This is a genomic window from Desulfoluna spongiiphila (assembly GCF_900101345.1).
Classification (GTDB): domain Bacteria; phylum Desulfobacterota; class Desulfobacteria; order Desulfobacterales; family Desulfolunaceae; genus Desulfoluna; species Desulfoluna spongiiphila.
Window position 1 is genome coordinate 107,511 of sequence record NZ_FMUX01000020.1, and the last position, 17,514, is coordinate 125,024.

Annotated in this window: 15 protein-coding genes; 5 read left to right on the forward strand and 10 right to left on the reverse strand. The window is 55.9% G+C overall.

Translation table 11 applies throughout. The features are described from left to right. Positions 1–147 precede the first annotated feature (147 nt). Positions 148–1,515 carry an acetyl-CoA hydrolase/transferase family protein gene (locus BLQ12_RS21475; RefSeq protein WP_092213969.1) on the forward strand — a complete coding sequence of 456 codons (1,368 nt, stop codon included), beginning with the start codon at positions 148–150 and terminating at the stop codon, positions 1,513–1,515. A gap of 286 nt (positions 1,516–1,801) precedes the next feature. Here BLQ12_RS21475 and BLQ12_RS21480 read toward each other — a convergent pair whose 3' ends face one another. Beyond that, positions 1,802–4,048, reverse strand: a complete 2,247-nt coding sequence (locus BLQ12_RS21480) for a peptidase U32 family protein (RefSeq protein ID WP_092213971.1) — start codon at positions 4,046–4,048, stop codon at positions 1,802–1,804. Between the two features lie 492 nt (positions 4,049–4,540). Here BLQ12_RS21480 and BLQ12_RS21485 point away from each other — a divergent pair, with 492 nt between their 5' ends. Next, the gene (locus BLQ12_RS21485) at positions 4,541–5,749 is read left to right on the forward strand and encodes an AI-2E family transporter (protein WP_092213973.1); all 1,209 of its coding nucleotides are present in this window, start codon (positions 4,541–4,543) and stop codon (positions 5,747–5,749) included. 35 nt (positions 5,750–5,784) lie between these two features. Next, positions 5,785–6,981 (forward strand): chromate efflux transporter, encoded by a 1,197-nt coding sequence (chrA, locus tag BLQ12_RS21490; RefSeq protein WP_092213975.1) that lies wholly within the window; start codon positions 5,785–5,787, stop codon positions 6,979–6,981. Between the two features lie 239 nt (positions 6,982–7,220). On the opposite strand, the gene BLQ12_RS21495 is transcribed toward chrA, so the two are convergent. The 5 genes from BLQ12_RS21495 to BLQ12_RS21515 all read right to left on the reverse strand — a co-directional run bounded on the left by BLQ12_RS21495 (position 7,221) and on the right by BLQ12_RS21515 (position 11,148). Further along, the gene (locus tag BLQ12_RS21495; protein WP_092213977.1) at positions 7,221–7,889 is read right to left on the reverse strand and encodes a hypothetical protein; all 669 of its coding nucleotides are present in this window, start codon (positions 7,887–7,889) and stop codon (positions 7,221–7,223) included. Beyond that, positions 7,886–8,527, reverse strand: coding sequence for a hypothetical protein (locus tag BLQ12_RS21500; protein ID WP_092213979.1), 642 nt, complete (start codon positions 8,525–8,527; stop codon positions 7,886–7,888). Before BLQ12_RS21500 ends, BLQ12_RS21495 begins: the two co-directional genes overlap by 4 nt. Positions 8,528–8,783: 256 nt before the next feature. Then, positions 8,784–9,347 carry a DUF3592 domain-containing protein gene (locus BLQ12_RS21505; RefSeq protein ID WP_092213981.1) on the reverse strand — a complete coding sequence of 188 codons (564 nt, stop codon included), beginning with the start codon at positions 9,345–9,347 and terminating at the stop codon, positions 8,784–8,786. Positions 9,348–9,524: 177 nt separating this feature from the next. Next, entirely contained in the window at positions 9,525–10,316 is a 792-nt protein-coding gene (locus BLQ12_RS21510) for an alpha/beta fold hydrolase (protein WP_092213983.1), read from the reverse strand. Next, complete coding sequence (locus BLQ12_RS21515) at positions 10,300–11,148, reverse strand: cyclase family protein (protein ID WP_092213985.1); 849 nt, start codon at positions 11,146–11,148, stop codon at positions 10,300–10,302. Before BLQ12_RS21515 ends, BLQ12_RS21510 begins: the two co-directional genes overlap by 17 nt. Positions 11,149–11,461: 313 nt before the next feature. Between BLQ12_RS21515 and BLQ12_RS21520 the strand changes: the two genes are divergently transcribed. Then, positions 11,462–11,695: a type II toxin-antitoxin system Phd/YefM family antitoxin gene (locus BLQ12_RS21520; RefSeq protein ID WP_092213987.1), complete on the forward strand. Its 234-nt coding sequence runs from the start codon at positions 11,462–11,464 to the stop codon at positions 11,693–11,695. Positions 11,696–11,735: 40 nt separating this feature from the next. After that, positions 11,736–11,963, forward strand: a complete 228-nt coding sequence (locus BLQ12_RS21525; protein WP_092213989.1) for a Txe/YoeB family addiction module toxin — start codon at positions 11,736–11,738, stop codon at positions 11,961–11,963. Positions 11,964–12,126: 163 nt separating this feature from the next. On the opposite strand, the gene BLQ12_RS21530 is transcribed toward BLQ12_RS21525, so the two are convergent. The 4 genes from BLQ12_RS21530 to BLQ12_RS21545 form a co-directional block, all read right to left on the reverse strand. Continuing rightward, the gene (locus BLQ12_RS21530) at positions 12,127–14,673 is read right to left on the reverse strand and encodes a C25 family cysteine peptidase (protein WP_092213991.1); all 2,547 of its coding nucleotides are present in this window, start codon (positions 14,671–14,673) and stop codon (positions 12,127–12,129) included. 467 nt (positions 14,674–15,140) lie between these two features. Beyond that, the gene (locus BLQ12_RS21535; protein ID WP_092213993.1) at positions 15,141–15,527 is read right to left on the reverse strand and encodes a DUF1294 domain-containing protein; all 387 of its coding nucleotides are present in this window, start codon (positions 15,525–15,527) and stop codon (positions 15,141–15,143) included. A gap of 14 nt (positions 15,528–15,541) precedes the next feature. Further along, complete coding sequence (locus tag BLQ12_RS21540) at positions 15,542–16,177, reverse strand: hypothetical protein (RefSeq protein WP_175469991.1); 636 nt, start codon at positions 16,175–16,177, stop codon at positions 15,542–15,544. A 447-nt stretch (positions 16,178–16,624) separates the two neighbouring features. After that, positions 16,625–17,431 (reverse strand): S1 RNA-binding domain-containing protein, encoded by an 807-nt coding sequence (locus BLQ12_RS21545; RefSeq protein WP_092213997.1) that lies wholly within the window; start codon positions 17,429–17,431, stop codon positions 16,625–16,627. Positions 17,432–17,514: the final 83 nt, after the last annotated feature.

Genomic DNA, 17,514 nt, shown 5'->3' on the forward strand with positions numbered 1-17,514 from the left:
GTCGCATGGGCAGGGAAGATGGTGATATGTGTTTTTGGATAAAATGCTTTTGAATCAGTGGGTTGTGGATAGGGGGCGTACCCGTGGCACGTCCCTTGCTCGTTTATCTCCCGGAAAACCAACCTTAAACTGAATCGGGAGGTGGGCATGTACAGAGGTGAGTACAGGCGGAAATGTGTGGATGCGGCGACGGCGGTAAAGCAGATCAAGTCCGGTGACTGGGTGGATTACGGACATTTTCTGTGCAGCCCGGTGACCCTGGACGACGCCCTTGCCAATCGTGCGGGGGAGCTCGAGGGGGTAAACGTGCGCGGGGTGGGCTACGCCGGGCTGCCAAAGGTGGCCGTGGCCGACCCCTCCGGCAGGAGTTTTAACTACAACAGCTTTCATTTCAGCGGCGGAGAAAGGTATCTCCACGACAGGGGCGGTTGCAGCTACATTCCGGTGCTCTACCATGAAGCCAACCGGGTCTACGATGAAGGGGACATGACCGCCGATGTGTTCATGGCCCAGGCGGCGCCCATGGATGAATCCGGCTTCTTCAATTTAGGCATTGCCAACTCCTTTCAGTACAGTCAGATTCGAAACGCATCGACGGTGATTTTGGAAGTGAACAAAAAGATGCCGGTCTGCTACGGCGGGTACGGGGAAGCCGTGCACATCTCGGAGGTGGATTATGTGGTCCAGGGGGCCAACCCGGGGCTGGTGTCTTTGCCCCGCACCGAATCGTCCGACGTGGACCGGGCCATTGCCCGGCATGTGGTGGACCGGATTGAAGACGGCTCCTGCCTCCAGCTCGGTATCGGGAGCCTGCCCAACGCCATCGGCAGGATGATCGCCGACTCGGAGCTGAAGGACCTCGGGGTTCATACGGAGATGCTGGTGGACGCCTATGTGGATATGTACCGGGCGGGCAGGATCTCCAATCGGGAGAAGGCCAACAACCCGGGAAAGATGGTCTACACCTTTGCCCTGGGCAGTGAAAAACTCTACGAATTTATCCACCGGAACCCGGCGTGCGCCAGCTACCCCGTGGGGTACGTCAACGACCTCCACCGCATTGCGGCAAATGACCGGGTCGTCTCCATCAACAACGCCGTGGAGGTGGACCTCTACGGGCAGGTCTGCTCCGAATCCTCAGGCTTCAGGCACATCTCCGGCACCGGAGGACAGTTTGACTTTGCCTACGGAAGCTATCACTCCAGGGGAGGGAAGGCCTTTATCTGCCTGGCCTCCACCAAGACCGACAGGACAGGCACCGTCACCTCCAGGATCCGCCCCTTTGTGGACCACGGCACCATCGTCACCCTTCCCAGGGCCGCCGTGCAGTACGTGGTAACAGAATACGGCGTCGCAAGCCTTAAGGGGAAGAGCACCTGGCAGCGGGCCGAAGCCCTCATAGGCATCGCCCATCCCGAGTTTCGTGAGGGGCTCATGCAGGAGGCGGAAAAGATGAACATCTGGAGGGGGAAGAGGAGATCCGGTGCAGGCGTGGCGCTGAGCCTTGCCGGGTGACCCACAGAGGGTTCAACAAAAAACCAGAAGCATGCCTCCGGCGGGTCGCTTTTTGAAAAAAGCTCCGTAAAAACTTTTCGACCATATCCCCTTTTACCACTAAGCCCCAACGGGGCTGAGCGGTAAAAGGGGATGCTTTTTTTGTTAAGCCTAAGGCAGCCGGTAAGCCAAGGCTCCCGAATAAATCGAAATAGCGTTTAAAACCTGTTTGTCAAACTTTTCAAATGTTTGGCCCCCGGCAGGGCCGCCGGAGGCAGCTTGAAAGCCTGTTGCCGTTGCGATTGAACTAAATCCCTTTGATGTACTGGACGTTGGTGGTGGGGCGGATCTTGCGGTGGAGTGTGGGCCCTGCGTCGGGTTTGCCCTTGAGGAGGTTGTCAAAGAGGGTGATGAGCCCTGCTTTGTCCTCCTCGGTTTTTGTGTGGGTGCCGATGTCCCTCAGGTCGATGAAAAAGCGGGAAAAGGTATGGGGCAGGTCCGTGACCACCTCAGTGTTCAGGCAGTGGGTTTCATGGTAGAGGCGGTGGTGGTTGCCTTTGGTTTTGTGGATGTGAAGGGTGGTACCGTTCTCCCTGGTGATGGAGGAGGAGGTCGCGCATCCCTGGACACACGCCCTGTCAAAACGATTTTTGTCGCACCCGGTTACCTGGTGGTGCAGGCACTGCCGACTGGTCATGAGGGAGATGGGGTGAAAGATACTGGTGCACAGCTCCATGCCTTCGGGGCGGACAATGCGCTTGAGCTGATCTTTTTTGATCTCCTGGGACAAGAACGCCCCGGAACATGCGAATTGCTCTGCCAGGCAAAGAAGGCTGAAGGAGTTGGCGATATTGAAACAGGGCCCTGCGATCCAGGCAATCCCTTTTCGGCAGGCTTCATGGGCGATGCCCGTGTTGTCCGTCACGATGCGGGCAGGGCGCACCGCATCCAGAAAGGCAAGGGCTGCGGTGTAGTCCGTTCCGATGAGTACGGGGGGGAACCAGGGCGTCAGCCCGGGGTATTCGCGGAACAACCGGGCGAGCTCATCGCATTGGCCCTCCATGGCTTCGGGGAGACGGAAAAAGATCTCTGCCGGGGTGGTCCCGCACAGGTGGGCATCCTCAGGCGATGAGATCACCACGGAAAGGGCGGGCGGGGTGAGAATCGGCCTTGGCTTGCCCGGGGAGGGCACAGCAACAGGGGCGACGGGTTCCCGGGACCCGTTCAGGAGAAAGGCAATCCGTTTGCTCAAGACCGTAAGTTCCTTAAAGGAGAGGTACAGGTCGGGCTGGAGGGCCTCTGTGTTGATCTGTTCGATGCGGTATTCGGCGTTGTCAAAGCGTTTGAACTTTTCGCGGAGCACAGCGAGGCTGAGGCCCCCCGGGGCGCTTTTGTTTGCCTTCGGGGCGAGGGGCCGGGCGGAGTCCACATGAAACGAGGTCTCCGGGGTGGTGATCGAGACGCGCAGCGGCGTATCGGCCTTTCCTTCAATGCAAAAGGTCAGGGGTACCTTTTCGATGCGCAACCGGCTGATGGCATGGCGGGCCCTGGCCGATAGCTCGGCTTTGTCCTCATAAAACCGGTTCCGCTCTTTGTCCCTCTCATCAGAGGGGCTTGCCTGCGACAACTGCCGGATGGAATGGTCCCGGGGGTTGTCGATGAACATATCACCGGTGATATTCCCCTTTAAAAACCCGTTTGAAAAGTCCCGGTTGAAGACCTTGTACAGGTCGCCGGTGTCGGAGAGCAGCCGATCGTCCTCAGTGAGGCTTCGGATCTGGTTTCTCCAGCAGTTGACCACCGTGTAGACGTAATCGAATTTTTTGATCCGCCCTTCGATTTTAAGGGAGTACACCCCGGCTTCTGCCAGCTCCCTCAAATCGCCGTAAGCCGAGTTGTCTTTGAGGTTCAACGGGTAGTCGTTTCCTGTCGCCGTGGTCCCGTAGCCGTCCCTGCAGGGCTGGCTGCATCTGCCCCGGTTTCCTGATTTTCCCGCGAGGACCGAGCTTACATAGCAGAGCCCTGAAAAGGAGATGCAGTAGGAGCCGTGGACAAACACCTCGGTTTCCACGCCATGGGTGCGGCCGACGGCGGTCAGGGCCGTGATCTCCGTAAGGCTCAGCTCCCGCGACAGGTTGGCCCGGGTGGCCTTGAGGGCGCTGAGGAACCGCATCTGGCCCTCGTTGTGGGTGGTGAGTTGGGTGGAGGCGTGAATGACCAGGCTCGGGAAGTGTTTGTTTAAAAGATAAAAAACACCGAAATCCTGGACAATGACCGCATCGATGCGCGTATTGACCAGGGTGTTCAACAGGCGGATCAGGGCAGGGATTTCGCTTTCGACGACGATGATGTTAAGGGTCAGGAACACGCTGCACCCGTGCTTGTGGGCAAGGGTGAGGATGCCCGGCAGGTCGTCGGCGGAGAGGTTGGTGGCCCGATCCCGGGCATTGAATTTGTTCAGCCCGCAGTACACCGCATCCGCCCCTGCGGCAATGGCGGCTTTGATGGCGTCGATATCTCCGCCGGGTGCCAGTATTTCAAGATCTGTTTTCATAAGGAAGCGTCGCAACGTCGTTGAAATGGGTAACAGGAAAAATGCCTGGGATGAGAGGGCTTTTTAGCACTGTGGGGGCCTGGTGTCAACGAAGGGCCATGCCCTGTCGAGGCGTGTTTTTTTCCTTGAGACACCCCGGCCGACGCACCGGTTCTTCGTGACCTGCGAATCCTGGTTGAAAATCGGTTCGGGGGATGTCCCCTGCCACGTATCCATGGTTTATCAGGTGCTCTACGCTGTCCCTGAAGCCTATCGCCAAGGCGTTAAAGCCGGAAGCCTTTATTCCGGCAAGGGCCTGTCCATGGTCCCCAGTAACGAACCGGTACGCATCGCCGAAACGACATTTTAGGGTTCTCTAATCGCCGAGGGCCATGTATATAGAGTCAAAGGCCATGTGTTGCCGGAGCAGAGTCCCCTTCCGGCGCGGGCCAATGTCCCCGAACCCTCCCAGGAAAACAACCCAGCAGGCAAAACGACAGATAAGGGTCCCCCATGGCAAAAAAGCGAAAAGCCGCAAAGGCGAAATCCACCGCCAAAGAACAGAAGAAAAAGAGCCCGGAAGTCCCAGCCCCCGAGACGAAAAAAACGTCGGCGTCGGAGCCGGGCCGGGCGTTTATGAATGCGCACTATTTTCTGTTTCTCCTGATCATCGTCGTGTTGGTGGGGTGCTACAACATCATCAGGCCTTACCTGCACACCATCATCCTGGCCATGATCCTGGCCGTGATCTTTACCCCGGTGAACAAAAAACTGGAGCACCTGCTGAAGGGCAGGAAAAACACCGCCGCCGCATTTTCGTGCATCCTGCTGACCCTGGTGGTGGTCCTGCCGGTGCTCTTCATGCTCCTGGCCATCATCCAGCAGGGCATCGACTCCTTTGACGCCATCTACACCTGGGTGGAGAGCGGCAAATACCAGGCCCTGTCGAGCCATCCCCTGGTGACGCGGCTGGTGTCCTGGGGGCAGGGCGTACTCCCGGACATCGAACGGTTTTTTCCGGATTTTAACGTACAGGCACTTCGCTTTGATGAGGCCATCCTGAACGTGACCCGCACCATCGGCAAGGCTTTGTTGAACCAGGGGGGCAACCTGGCCGGGGGCCTGACCTCCTTTGTGGGCAAGTTCTTCCTGATGCTCTTTGCCTTTTTCTTTTTTGTGCGGGACGAAGAGGTGATCTTCGACAGCCTCCTTCATCTCATCCCCTTGAGCTCCAGCCAGGAGTCCCGCATCATCGACAAGATAAAGACCGTTTCCAAATCCGCCCTTCTCGGCACCTTTGTCACCGCCCTGGCCCAGGGGCTGGCAGGCGGCATCGCCTTCTGGATCACGGGGCTTCCGGCCTTGTTCTGGGGTATCGCCATGGCCTTTGCTTCCCTTGTTCCCCTGGTGGGTACGGCCCTGATCTGGATTCCAGCGGCCATCTTCCTGCTGATATCCGGGCACTGGGGCTACGCCATCTTCATGACGGTCTGGTCCGTGGTGGTGGTGGGCATGATCGATAACATCGTGCGCCCTTTGTTCATGCAAGGGGCCGCCGACATGAGTACCCTCCTGATCTTTTTTGCCATTTTAGGGGGCATCAACTACTTCGGCCTCATTGGCCTTTTGTACGGTCCCATTATCTTCGGGCTGGCCATGGTGCTGCTCTACATCTACAGCATTGAATTCGACGAGTTTTTGAATCAGCAGGACAACAGGTAAGCGGACAACGCAGTGATAGAACCGGAGAATCAGAGATGACCGAGGAGACGACGTACCACACGGCAACAACGCCCCGGGCCTCCTTTCTGAAGGACGTACTGGTTTGCTCCCTGGGGGCTTACGGCGGCCCCGAAGCCCATATGGGGGTGTTTATGGATCAGCTGGTGGCCAGGCGCAATCACGTGACGGAAGAGGAGCTTGTGGAACTGCTGGCCTTGTGCAGCATTCTCCCTGGTCCCACGAGCACCCAGACCATTGTGGCCGTCGGATACAAGAAAGGCGGCCCCTTGCTTGCCTTTCTGACCATGCTGGTCTGGGCGGCACCCGTTCTTCTCATCATGACGGCCCTCTCGTTTTTGTATACGATTCTGTCCAAGGCCCATGTGTCTGCGGATATCCTTCGGTTTATCGGTCCCATGGCCGTGGGATTCATCCTTCTGGCGGCCTGGCGCATCGGCAGAAAAGTGGTTACCGACAAGATGACATGCCTTTTGATGGTATTCGGCGCGGTGAGCACATACCTTGTTCGGTCTCCCTGGATTTTTCCCCTTGTGCTTGTGGCGGGGGGAGCGACCAGTATCCTTGCCTCCCGGGAAAAGGGGATCTGGAACAAAGCCCGCATTGATCCCCCCTGGAGTTACCTTGCCTTGTTTGTCCTTTTTACGGCTGGTTCCCTCGTGCTTTCCATGGCAACGGACATACGATTTTTTAAACTGTTCGAGAGTTTTTACCGATACGGGTATCTGGTATTCGGAGGGGGGCAGGTCGTTGTGCCTGTCATGCACAGCGAGCTGGTGGAGGTGAACCGGTACATGACCAACGGCGAATTTCTCACAGGCTACGGGCTCGTGCAGGGATTGCCCGGCCCCATGTTCAGCTTTGCCGCCTACGCGGGGGGCATGGCCTCACGCCACGGTACCGCTCTCCAGCAAGTCATGGGCGCCCTTGCCGGTGGGATCGGGATCTTTCTGCCGGGGCTTCTGCTTATCTATTTTATCTGTCCGGTATGGGAGCGCATCAAAGAGGTGAAAGCCATCAAGATCTCCCTTAAAGGGGTCAACGCCGTGGCCGGTGGAATGATCACTGCTGCGGCGCTCATCCTGATACAGGCAAACGGCATCGGGGTTTCCAGCCTGTCCATGACCGCCGCCACCGTGGCAATGCTTGCCACAAAGAAGGTGCCGGCACCCCTCATGGTGGTGATGGCTCTGGCGGCAGGCGTTGCTTTTTAGAGTGGCATAACCGGCTAAACTTTTATCCTGAAAACGATTCGATACAGCGCATGTCTACTTGATGGCAACAGGCCAAGTGCAAAACGAGTATTGTGGATATCCCGTTAGCGACATGCGATGTAGATAATGCGTTTTTATACCGTGTTGTTTAATTCTTATCCCCGTTGGATTTTTTTTATTTTCTGATTTCGATATACTGAGGATATGAATAGCTTTTCCTACCCCGCCTTGGGTTATGGCTACTCGGCTCCCGCGTTATCTGAAAATGAAATCGAGAAAGTTGATTCAGCTCTTCTCTTAAAGGCCTCCACCCAGTCATTATCGCTTTTATGCCATGATGGGGCCGGGCCCTTTCCGGGGCTCATGAGGGAGAATGGCTCCATATACAGGAGAATCCACGAGTGGCCATAAGGCGGCCCATCACTCCTGCTGATCCCGTAAACCATGAAGGTTTGTCTGCCGAGACTTTTTTCTTCATGCCTGTAAAAAGCAAGGTCTTCCGGGGTCAGGAAAAAGACAGCATTCGCACATTTTTTTCCGGCTATATCCAAAATTTCGTAGTCAAGTTTGTCCTTCACTGTCGAAAATGCATTGTTAATGAACAACAGCTCTCTTGACTGGGGAAAGCATAGGAGAAGAATGCGCTTTATTTGATCATTCTCTTCTTCTGCAAAGATGGTGAATTCAACCTTTCCCGGTACAGGTTGTTCACCGTTTAGGTCATGGAACGGGTATACTTGTGTGTCATGGTAAATGAATTTGAGGTCAGGTGCATTGTTGGACAAGGTAATCTGCGGATTTTTTGTAGAGATGACGCCCGTGTCTCCATACTCCACATGGCGCATGGCACACCCCCAGAGCCCTGAAAATATAAGGGCAAACAATGCCAGTCGGACGATTTGTTTCATATGCCTTTATCCATTATGGGGGCTGTCTTGAATTTCAGGGTAAAGGCATTGTTTCGATGGTCAATCAGGGTCTCCTTGGGAAGCGTCTCGCCTTCGGGCAGTGCTTCCATGTACAGGATGGTCATCATGCCGTTACTGGATCCCCCCAACAAACTACCCAAAATATTGACGGCATACAGCGGCTTGAGAAGCATTCCTTTTTCCATAAGGATGGTCTCCTCGGAGGGGCTTGGACTGCTCGCCACGCAAAAACAGCTTTGCATGGACTTGCCGTCAATGGTTTCCCGTATGAGCTCGTGTGGTATGGTTAGGTGACTAAACATATTGGGCAGGAACAGCACCCGATTGGAATCCATGGTGGTCACGGTCACAACCACGATTTTTTTTGCGGTATTGCCATCTTTTTTGGCATACACGTAGGTCTCTTCCGTGGCATAACACGGCGTTCCTCGATCGGTTTTCCCTGATTGGTTTTGAATCGTCTTTCCGATAAACACGAGGCCCGGGTCCTGCGCTTCGAGGCTGAATCTGGGCATGGTGCTGAAATACAGTCCGTGCTTGGCGGTCGTGACCTGGCGGGTGGCACAACCGGTTATAGTAAGACATCCCAATACAACAGCTACAATCATACGTTTCATCATCATATCCTCAGCCAACGAATAAACCGTGTTCCAATTTCATATCAGCATCGTATCATCTGCCTAAAAAGCTCGTTGGCTTATGATACGCAGCTATACTACGTCCAGATAATTTGAGAATAGAGATACTCTTTCGGGGCCTCGTATTCAATGGAAAAGAGACTTGTTCATAAGTAAGTAACAATGAGTGGTGGCAGGCTTGGCAAGGGTCCCACCACTGGGGATAAAGGCCATTGTTTTTTTGCCTGTTGGCTCGTCAGGGTTTGTTTAACCGCCCGTGGCTTTTCTGGTACCTTGCAACCAGCTTGTCCCTGCTGGACGATGTGTTGAATGGTTGAGCGGGTTTGCCGGTGTACCTGGAAGGCGCCTTTCGCGGGGTGCGTGCGGCTCTTATGAGGGCGGCCATGGCGTAGATGAAGACCATGCCGACAAAGCCGACGCCGACGGCTCCTGGAACCAGGGTTTTTTTAAAGGGGATGCCGACGGGTGCGAGGCGTGGTTCGTCGGGGTGTTGGGGGTCATAGAGGATCTCGGTGAGGTCTCCGGTTTCTCCCTGGGGCTCGGTGGGTTGTCGTAGGGTTTTTGCGTAGATGAGCTCACCGTCAGGTGTCGTGAACTCGACGCTGAATCCGTAGGATGCTCCCTGTCTGGAATAGCAGGAGATATGGGACATGATCTCGGCCCTTGTGGAGATCGCCCTGGCTTTGAACGCTTCCACGGCCTGGTAGTCCTGATAGTTTTGGTATGACTCCCGGAGACCCAGGCACCCGATGACTAAAAAGATACCCATGATGATGGGGATGATGCTGAATGTTTTCATTGCTGCTCCATGCCTGCCCAGACGGTTCCTCTGGTGAAATTCCTGAAATAAGGCATTGAATACCCATATGAGAATGCCTGAATTGCCTTATATCAGATTGCTCTTTCGGTGCAATGGAAAGATGGAGAAAATGCCTTTCAGTGGTCATGGGCAGGGGTGAGCGGGCTGAACAGTAACTTAGGTTACCGCATTCTTTTTTAAAAATAACTTTATCGTATTGATGACCTCTTCCGGCTTTTCCTTGTGTGGGATGTGGCCGCAGTTGCTCAGGATGGTCATTTCAGAAATGCCTCCTGCCTTGTGTGCGATATATTCAGGAAACGCGGTGGAGCCGTATTCGTCGTTGTCGCCGTGGATCGCAAGGACAGGACATGTCACCTCGCCCATGCAGTTGTCCAGGCTCCAGTCGGAAAATTCGCTGGAGAGCCAGGTGTCGGTCCAGGCCCTGAACACCCACTCCCCTTTGTCTCCGTGCCATTTTTTCAGTCGGTCCATCTGGCCCGGGTCATCGAAAGCCTTTTTTGCCGCGTTGATGCCTGCCACGGTGCGATCCTCCACGAAGGCTTGTGACGCCTCGGTGATCACCGCCACACACCCCTCATCCCGCGCCGCGATGTTGACGGCCATGGCAGCCCCGACGCTGTGGCCGAAAAGGATATAGGACCCTAAATTGAGGTGCATTTTAACCGACGGAAAGTAATCGGTGGCCTCTTCCTCGATGAAATGGATGGACGGAAGCTCATTTCGAGGGGTGGAACGGCCGAATCCCAATCGGTCATAGGTGATGACACACAGGGATAAACTCTCGGCAAGCGTACCGGGGAAGTGGCGCCACAGATCCACGCAGCCCAAAGAGTCATGGAGCAGCACCATGGGGACGGATGACGATGGGTTTTGTGGTGTCCATTTTTTTGCATGAAACGACCCTGCATCCGTGACGATGAAGCGATGCTCAACGGTGCATGCCATGCTGATCCTTAGAGGCCATGAAATCGTTGGCAGAGGGGACAAACGCCAGGACCCTTGCAGGGCTTCCTGAGCCGCCCTTGACGGGCCAACCCCCGATAACCAGCACGGAGCCAAAGGGCGGCAGGCGGTGCAGGCCGGTGAGGCATTCCAGGATCATGCCGTCGGCGTCGTACATGGCAAAGCTGGCGCCGAATTCCGTATCGTTGCCGGGGTCTGCGCCGTGGGTGTCCGTTCCCAGCCCCACCACCCCGCGTTTGGTGACGAGGAATTGGGCGGTGTCGGCGCCGAAGCCGGGCCAGTGCAGGGTCTTTTCCTTGTCTGTTCCGAGGAAGGCTTCAGGATCGTGCCACTTGTCCTGCCATCCGGTGAAAAGGATCACCAGGCTCCCGGGCAGGATGTTTTTGCCTTGCGCTTTCTCCCAGGCCTTCAACTCATCGATGGAAAAGCGATGGTCCGTATCTTTTTCGGCATGCTGTCTGATGTCGATGACAACGGCGGGCACCACCAGCTCCCGGGCGTCAAACATCTCCGCGCTGCGTGCACCCTTGATGAAGGTGTTCGGAGTGCCCCAGTGCGTGCCGCTGTGCTCTCCCATGGCAATGCGATTGATAAAGTACTGGTCTTTTTCATAGGTGGCCCATGGCGCAACCTCAAAGGCAGGGTCACCCGGCCAGATGGGGATGTGGGGCGTCAGGGGCTGAGTCAGGTCCACGATGTCGCCGTTGAAGGGAGAGGCGGGCTGCAATGCTGCGGGTTGGTGTGAGGCGCATGCCGTGAAAAAAAGAAGCATGGCTGCGGTAAGAACAGGGGGGATGACGGAGCGTTTTTTCATTCAGGTTCCTCACATATCGTAAGCTGGGTTAACCCGGATATTTCATGAGAAAACGATGGGGCCGGGATAATAAGTCATGATGCCGGTTGGTTATTATGAGCGGTATAGCTATTCCAGGAATACAACCTGTAACTCAACGTTTTACGTTTGATTTTTTCATCCTTCAGGCTATTCGAGTGAAGGGGACGAGGGTTTTTTTCGGATTCTATCTATGGACATTATCTTTTTGTGATGGTTTGGGACATCTCGTTGTAATTTCTTGACATTTTTGTGTGGAGTTGTGCAATAAGTTGTACATATCAGGAGGTGCCACATGGACGCAATTACATATACCGCTGCAAGGCAAAATCTTGCAAAGACCATTGATAAGGTGTGCGAGGATCATTCGCCCGTCATCATTACTCGAAAATCATCAAAGTCCGTTGTTCTCATGTCTTTGGAAGACTATGAAGCCCTTGAGGAGACGGCGTATCTATTGAGGTCTCCGCAGAATATGAAACGCTTGATCGAATCCATGGCCCAATTGGAAAGCGGCGGAGGGGCCTAAAGGGACCTCATCGAATGAATCTTATCTTTTCAGATCATGCATGGGCGGACTACCTTACTGGCAAAAAGCAGATAAACGGATTCTTCGTCGAATCAACGATCTGATAAGAGATATCAAGCGAACGCCGTACGACGGCATCGGAAAGCCGGAGCCTTTGAAGCACGCTTTGTCAGGCTATTGGTCCCGCCGAATCAACGATGAACACAGAGTGGGGTATAAAATCAAAAACGAATCGGTTTTGATCGCACAGCTTCGGTATAACTATTAGAGACGCTCTTGCGCAAAGAGCAGGTTCACCCTTCCGAACATTCCCGCCTCTTTCAGCCCTGTCAAGGGCCACATTCCGTATGCTCACATGTGCTGGCCCCCGGCAGGTCTGCCGGGGGCCATGTCGACTCTTTGTTTAAGAAAATATGAACAAAACGTAAAGGTTAATTAAACGACGCGGTCAGGCTCAGCCCGGAAAATGCGCTGTACCCGCGAATTCCCATGTAGTAGGTGCCTGACGCCGGGGTGCTGACGGTGCAGGTTTCGTTGTTGCCCCAGAGGTAGGGGCGGCAGTCGTAGGTGGAGGTATCCGGTTTTGCCCCGAAGAGGGTGTAGAGGTCGCCGTCCCCGCTGCCGCCGCTGATCTCCATGGTCAGGCTCGATACACCGGCCGGGATGACGATTTTGTAGTAGAGCCAGTCTCCCTGGGCTGCCGAAAGATTGGTGACGGCAACGCCGTTTTGGAGAACGGGAACGGTGTCGGGGGTCGTAACCGTTACCGATGTCGTGGCCTGGTCCGAAGCGCCGTCGTCGTCGGTGACGGTAAGGGTGACGAGGTAGGATCCGGCCGCGGCGTAGGTGTGGGCCGGGTTGATGGCGGTGGATGAGGTTCCGTCGCCGAAATCCCACTGGCGCGAATCGATGGATCCGTCGCTGTCCTGGCTGGTGTCGGTGAAGGTGGCAGTCAGGTTGGTGACGGCCGTGGAGAACGAGGCCTCAGGGGGCTGGTTGGCTGAGCCTCCCATGTTTCGGTTGTAGAATTTGGTCTCCAGGTTTTTCCCGGTGACCGCTAGGGTGTACTCCCCGGCCGTGATGGTGTGGGCAATGGAGACCGCGCCGCTGGCATCGGTGATGGCCTTGAAGAGAGTCCCCTGCTGATAGAGGGCGACCAGGGCCCCCGGTACGGGGCTTCCCCCTGAGGTGACCACGCAGTCAAAGGGGGTGTTGGCCTGTGCCGAGGTGGCGGACAGGGACAGGGAAAGGGGCGCTTCCGTGCGCACCTGGAGCGAGGCATCGCCGAAGATGGTCCAGGTTTTCAGGGTATCCAGGTCCGAAGAGGTTGCGGATTCGGCGTACATAAGGATGAGTCCGTTGAACACAAGGGATCCGAAGGTGGAACGCCCCTCGGTGGTGGAGGTGCCGCTTCCCGGGTTGGTGGTGTAGTCGTATCCGCCCACCAGCAGGTCGTTCATGTAGTCCTGGCCCCGCATGGGAGGCGTCCAGGGCTGGTTGATGGTGGCCATCACTGTGGCAACGGCACCGCCCCCGCTTTTTTTCAGCCAGCTTTCGGCGAAACAGTCGCCCCCGTTGTGGAATTCGCCGTTGACACAGGCCACGGAGATAATCACGGGCAGTTGGGAGCCGTTGGTCAGGGAAGAAATATAGCTGTTGCTGAAGCCTGTGGTGCCCCAGGACGTGTGGGAACCGTGGCCGGTGTAGTTGATGAGGGAGAGCCCGCTGTTGACATACCCGCTGACAGAAGAGGCCGAGCCGTTCTGGTACACTTCGTTTACGGTGGAGTAGGTCGACGGAAGCAGCTTGTACTCTTTGATGACGTCCACGTGCTGGTAGTCGGCTTCGCCGTCGTCACCGCTTCCGCTGCCTTCACCGGATCCGATCCCCAGGGCCGTGGGGTACCAACTGCCTGAGATCTGGGGATTTTTTTCGTAGCCAACGGTCTTATTCACCTGCACCGTGACATCTGAAGCGCTTTGGGCTGAAAACCTGCCGATGATGAGGTCCGGGTAATAGTCGCTGCCCGCCACGCAGCCCAGCATGGGGTCTGTGGGGGCGTTGGCCGAGGTCCCCAGCTCCGATTTGATGTCGGCCCAATCCCCCACCAGCTGTACGTAGAGCAGGGACGGGTGGGAAGCGTAGAACTGGGAAATGCTGTTTTTTACCAGGGACCCGGCGGACACCTTCAGGGTGTGGACGGTGATTCCCTTCTGACGTTTCCACGCCACGTATGGGGCGATGGCCGACGCATCGCGGGGCGTGTGGATCACGAGGAGCTCCCCTGCCTCGCCGATGGACCGGGTGGCCGGGGCATAGTTGATGAACATGTCGCGATAGATGGCTTCCATCTCCGGTGCCACGGAGCGCGTCGGCGAACTCAGGGTGTTGGCCCCTTCCCCGTTTCCCGTGGAGAGGGTGACAATCACCGAGTGGTAGACCTTCAGGATGTTTCTCGCCCCATGGGTTCTGAAGGGATAGACGTGGATGTCCGTTCCCCGGACGTCCCGCAGGATGTAGGGTTCGGAGGCCGTGGCGACTTTCTCCGGGTACCAGCGGCCCGTGCGTGACGACGGAGCCATTTCGTAAGGGATGTCGGCCGGTTTCTGGTTGCGGTAGATCACCCCGCGTGAAGGAAGCATGGGGTAGGTGAGGGGGATCTCCGTGGCGCTGCCGGGCTCCACCGAGATACGCAGGTCTCCGCTTGAAGGAAGGGCCACCGAGGCATGCACGAAGGGAAGCTCTGCAAACCCTTTTTTCTTGGTGGTGACCTTGCCGGGGAACAACACTTCGGTGTAGGTGGCCCCGCCTTTTTCCACGTGTTTAAGGGTGTAGTCCTCCAGGGTGAACTCCAGGACGATCTCCCGGGGGGTGGATCGGAGAAGGGATACCTCAAATCCGTCTCCCGCTTGAACAGCCGCAGCGGAAAGCACATACGAGATGATAATCGCGGCAACCATGCCCAATCGTTTTGTCATGACATTCTCCTTTGCTTCAGTTGTGGGTGAGCCCCCTTGTATATTGATAAACGAGGGCTTTGAGGGAACCCTGAAAAAGGAGTACTCCTCTCAGGGATGTATCCGGGAAACAGGATAAAAGAGTGGCGGATCGCCCACGGGCCGGATTCCAATTGACAGGCAAAACCACTGCGATTTCTGTTGCGATAAATAGTCGTAATAATGTGAGTGAATAAGGCAGGCAGTTCAAAACCTATGGGCCCTTCAGGTCGGGCCGTGTATTTCGCGAGAGTAAAGTTGACCGTATAGGGATCTATTTCGCCAGTCAAACATTTTGATGGCTTGAGTGAAAAGATTTGGATGTTTTATAATTCTGGAAAAATATTCGGTAGGATTATGAGCGTGGGTTGAAAATTCAAGTTACGTTCCGGACGGTTGAGCGGAACAGAACCTGTTTGGTACCGTGTTTTTTTAACGTTTCCGTGGCGCTAACTTTTCAGGTATCTCTCGAGACACAGGGCTGTCTGTTGAATGGTCTCCGGTTTGAGGTATAAAAACAGACCGCAGCAGTTCAGGGTGACGGTCAGCCAAAAAAGGGCTCGGAACGTTTTTTTTCTGGTTTTGTGGCGAAGGGATTGCTGGGCGATGATGGCTCCGGGCCAGCCACCGGCGAGGGCAAGCAGGTGCAGCGTTTTTTCTTGTGTTCGCCACTTGCCGTGTTTTGCGGCGGATTTGTCCAGGGCATAGGCCAGGAAGGTGGCGCAGCTGGCGCCGAGATAGACGGCCGCTGTGGCTATGGGCGCGCTCCCAAGGCAGGCGGCCAGGGAGATGCCGAGGAGGAAGGCGGCAGCGGTCGTGGTTCGCAATGTCTCCATGTCAAGATTCCTTCTCACGGCAACGCCGAGGGCTCTTTTACCCGAAACTCTGTGGTGCCGACTGCTCTTGCCAGGTCACCGAAGTAGAGGCAGAAGAGCTCGTGGCTGTCTTGCAGGTAGAGGCGTTCAAGCTCATGGGGAGGAAGGCCCTCGAACTCCCGCGTGTCGATGAACGGTGGCAGCACCATGGCTACGTTTTTGGTTATGGCGAGCATCTTTTCCAGGAGAAGGTCCGCAGGTGGTTCTGTGGTGGCGTTCCGGAACCGGTAGATATGCCCGGGGCCGGTGACAGCCCAGTCCGGGTCCATGAACACCGCATCCACCATCGGAAGATCTGCTATGATCCCAGGGTTCAGGATGTCCCCGGAGACAAAAGAGACCCGCTCTGAAAGGCCTGCCCGCAGGACGTTTTGCATGGCTTTTTCCCGGGTGGGCCCATGGATTTCAACGGTGATCACCCGGGCCGCCGCCCTGGCAAGGGAGATGGTCGTGAACCCTGCGCCGCTGCATGTCTCCAGGACACGGCTGCCGGAGAACCGCTTCGCAAAATGTGAGGTGAAGCGTTCATCGATTCCCATGATGAAGGTGCGCTCGTCTGCGGTGTAGTCGTCGCCGAATTTTGTTCTGATGGCTTCCTGGCTGATCATCATATGCATCGGATTTCCCATGGTATGCGTTTTTTCGAAGATGCGCGAAACAGGCCGGGGGCTAAGCGCTGGGCATCGTAAAATGACTTATTCGATGGGTATCACAGGCAACAAGATGAGGTAAAGGGGATTCCTGGGCCAACACATTTAAAAATCCAGTTGCCTCCGGCGGGTCGCTTTTTGAAAAAAGCTCCGCAAAACCTTTCCGGTAATAAATAGAAAAAGAAGATGGGCTATGCCCTGCTGGGACGAATCCTTAAAAAACAAAACCTGTTTGTCAAACTTTTCAAAAGTTTGGCCCCCGGCAGGGCCGCCGGAGGCCAAATTCTAAATGCGTTAACCCTGAAGGGGATTTGTCTGAAGCAAAAGAGGGCGGGCCGGGAGAGGGCAGATGGGGCCCCGCAGGTCTCGAAAAGGGTGCATGCCGCTCTCCCGGAGCGTATGACGGTATTACCTGTTATCATCCTTGCACGGCAGAGAGAGCTCCAGGCAGATGCGTTCCCGCTCGGCGTCGATGCTAAGGACAACGGCATCGATATCATCCCCTTTGGTGAGATGGCAGGCTGCCTCTTCACCGTTTTCGAACGGACTGTCTGAGTAGAACGCCAGGCCGGTAACTCCTCCTTTCAAGGTCACAAAAAGGCCGATGTTGCTCACCGATGAGAGGGTGCCCCGGACCCTGTCGCCTTTCTTGTGGGTCTCGGCAAACAGTTTCCAGGGGTTGGGGTTGCACTGCTTGAGGCTCAAAGAGATGGAGCCCTTGTGCGTGTTGACGTCCAGAACCATGACCTCGATGAGGTCACCCACCTGAACGACTTTGCTGGGGTGAATGTTTGTGTTGGTCCAGTCCATCTCGGAGACATAGACAATACCCTCGAACCGGTCTTCGATTTCAACAAAACACCCGTAGTCCACGATCCGGGTGACGCGACCATGGACACGGCTTCCTTCCGGGCAGCGTGCGGCAATGTCCTCCCACGGGTTCTCCCCGCATTGTTTGAGACCGAGGGAGATGGTGCCGCTCTTTGTGTTGACGCGCAGGACCATCACGTCCACAAGGTCCCCCTGGCTGAGCATGTCGGCTGGGCGGAGGGTCTTGTCGGTCCAGTGCAGTTCCGTGGCGTGGAGCAACCCTTTCACACCGTCTTCTAATTCCACAAGGCATCCGTAGGGCTGCAGTTGGGTGACGCGGCCTTGGACTTTCTGCCCTTCCGGGTAGCGGAGGGCAATGGCCTCCCATTGATTCTCGTTATTCATGGGTACTCCTGAAGATGTACGGTGCTGAAAATCGAAGCGGCAACCCGCTTAAAGATGCCTCCGGCGGCCCTGCCGGGGGCTAA

What these genes read in the sequence shown, in the direction of transcription:
- BLQ12_RS21475 (WP_092213969.1), top strand. Translation starts at nt 148, where the DNA reads ATGTACAGAGGTGAGTACAGGCGGAAATGTGTGGATGCGGCGACGGCG.
- BLQ12_RS21480 (WP_092213971.1), bottom strand. Translation starts at nt 4,048, where the DNA reads ATGAAAACAGATCTTGAAATACTGGCACCCGGCGGAGATATCGACGCC.
- BLQ12_RS21485 (WP_092213973.1), top strand. Translation starts at nt 4,541, where the DNA reads ATGGCAAAAAAGCGAAAAGCCGCAAAGGCGAAATCCACCGCCAAAGAA.
- chrA (WP_092213975.1), top strand. Translation starts at nt 5,785, where the DNA reads ATGACCGAGGAGACGACGTACCACACGGCAACAACGCCCCGGGCCTCC.
- BLQ12_RS21495 (WP_092213977.1), bottom strand. Translation starts at nt 7,889, where the DNA reads ATGAAACAAATCGTCCGACTGGCATTGTTTGCCCTTATATTTTCAGGG.
- BLQ12_RS21500 (WP_092213979.1), bottom strand. Translation starts at nt 8,527, where the DNA reads ATGAAACGTATGATTGTAGCTGTTGTATTGGGATGTCTTACTATAACC.
- BLQ12_RS21505 (WP_092213981.1), bottom strand. Translation starts at nt 9,347, where the DNA reads ATGAAAACATTCAGCATCATCCCCATCATCATGGGTATCTTTTTAGTC.
- BLQ12_RS21510 (WP_092213983.1), bottom strand. Translation starts at nt 10,316, where the DNA reads ATGGCATGCACCGTTGAGCATCGCTTCATCGTCACGGATGCAGGGTCG.
- BLQ12_RS21515 (WP_092213985.1), bottom strand. Translation starts at nt 11,148, where the DNA reads ATGAAAAAACGCTCCGTCATCCCCCCTGTTCTTACCGCAGCCATGCTT.
- BLQ12_RS21520 (WP_092213987.1), top strand. Translation starts at nt 11,462, where the DNA reads ATGGACGCAATTACATATACCGCTGCAAGGCAAAATCTTGCAAAGACC.
- BLQ12_RS21525 (WP_092213989.1), top strand. Translation starts at nt 11,736, where the DNA reads ATGGGCGGACTACCTTACTGGCAAAAAGCAGATAAACGGATTCTTCGT.
- BLQ12_RS21530 (WP_092213991.1), bottom strand. Translation starts at nt 14,673, where the DNA reads ATGACAAAACGATTGGGCATGGTTGCCGCGATTATCATCTCGTATGTG.
- BLQ12_RS21535 (WP_092213993.1), bottom strand. Translation starts at nt 15,527, where the DNA reads ATGGAGACATTGCGAACCACGACCGCTGCCGCCTTCCTCCTCGGCATC.
- BLQ12_RS21540 (WP_175469991.1), bottom strand. Translation starts at nt 16,177, where the DNA reads ATGATGATCAGCCAGGAAGCCATCAGAACAAAATTCGGCGACGACTAC.
- BLQ12_RS21545 (WP_092213997.1), bottom strand. Translation starts at nt 17,431, where the DNA reads ATGAATAACGAGAATCAATGGGAGGCCATTGCCCTCCGCTACCCGGAA.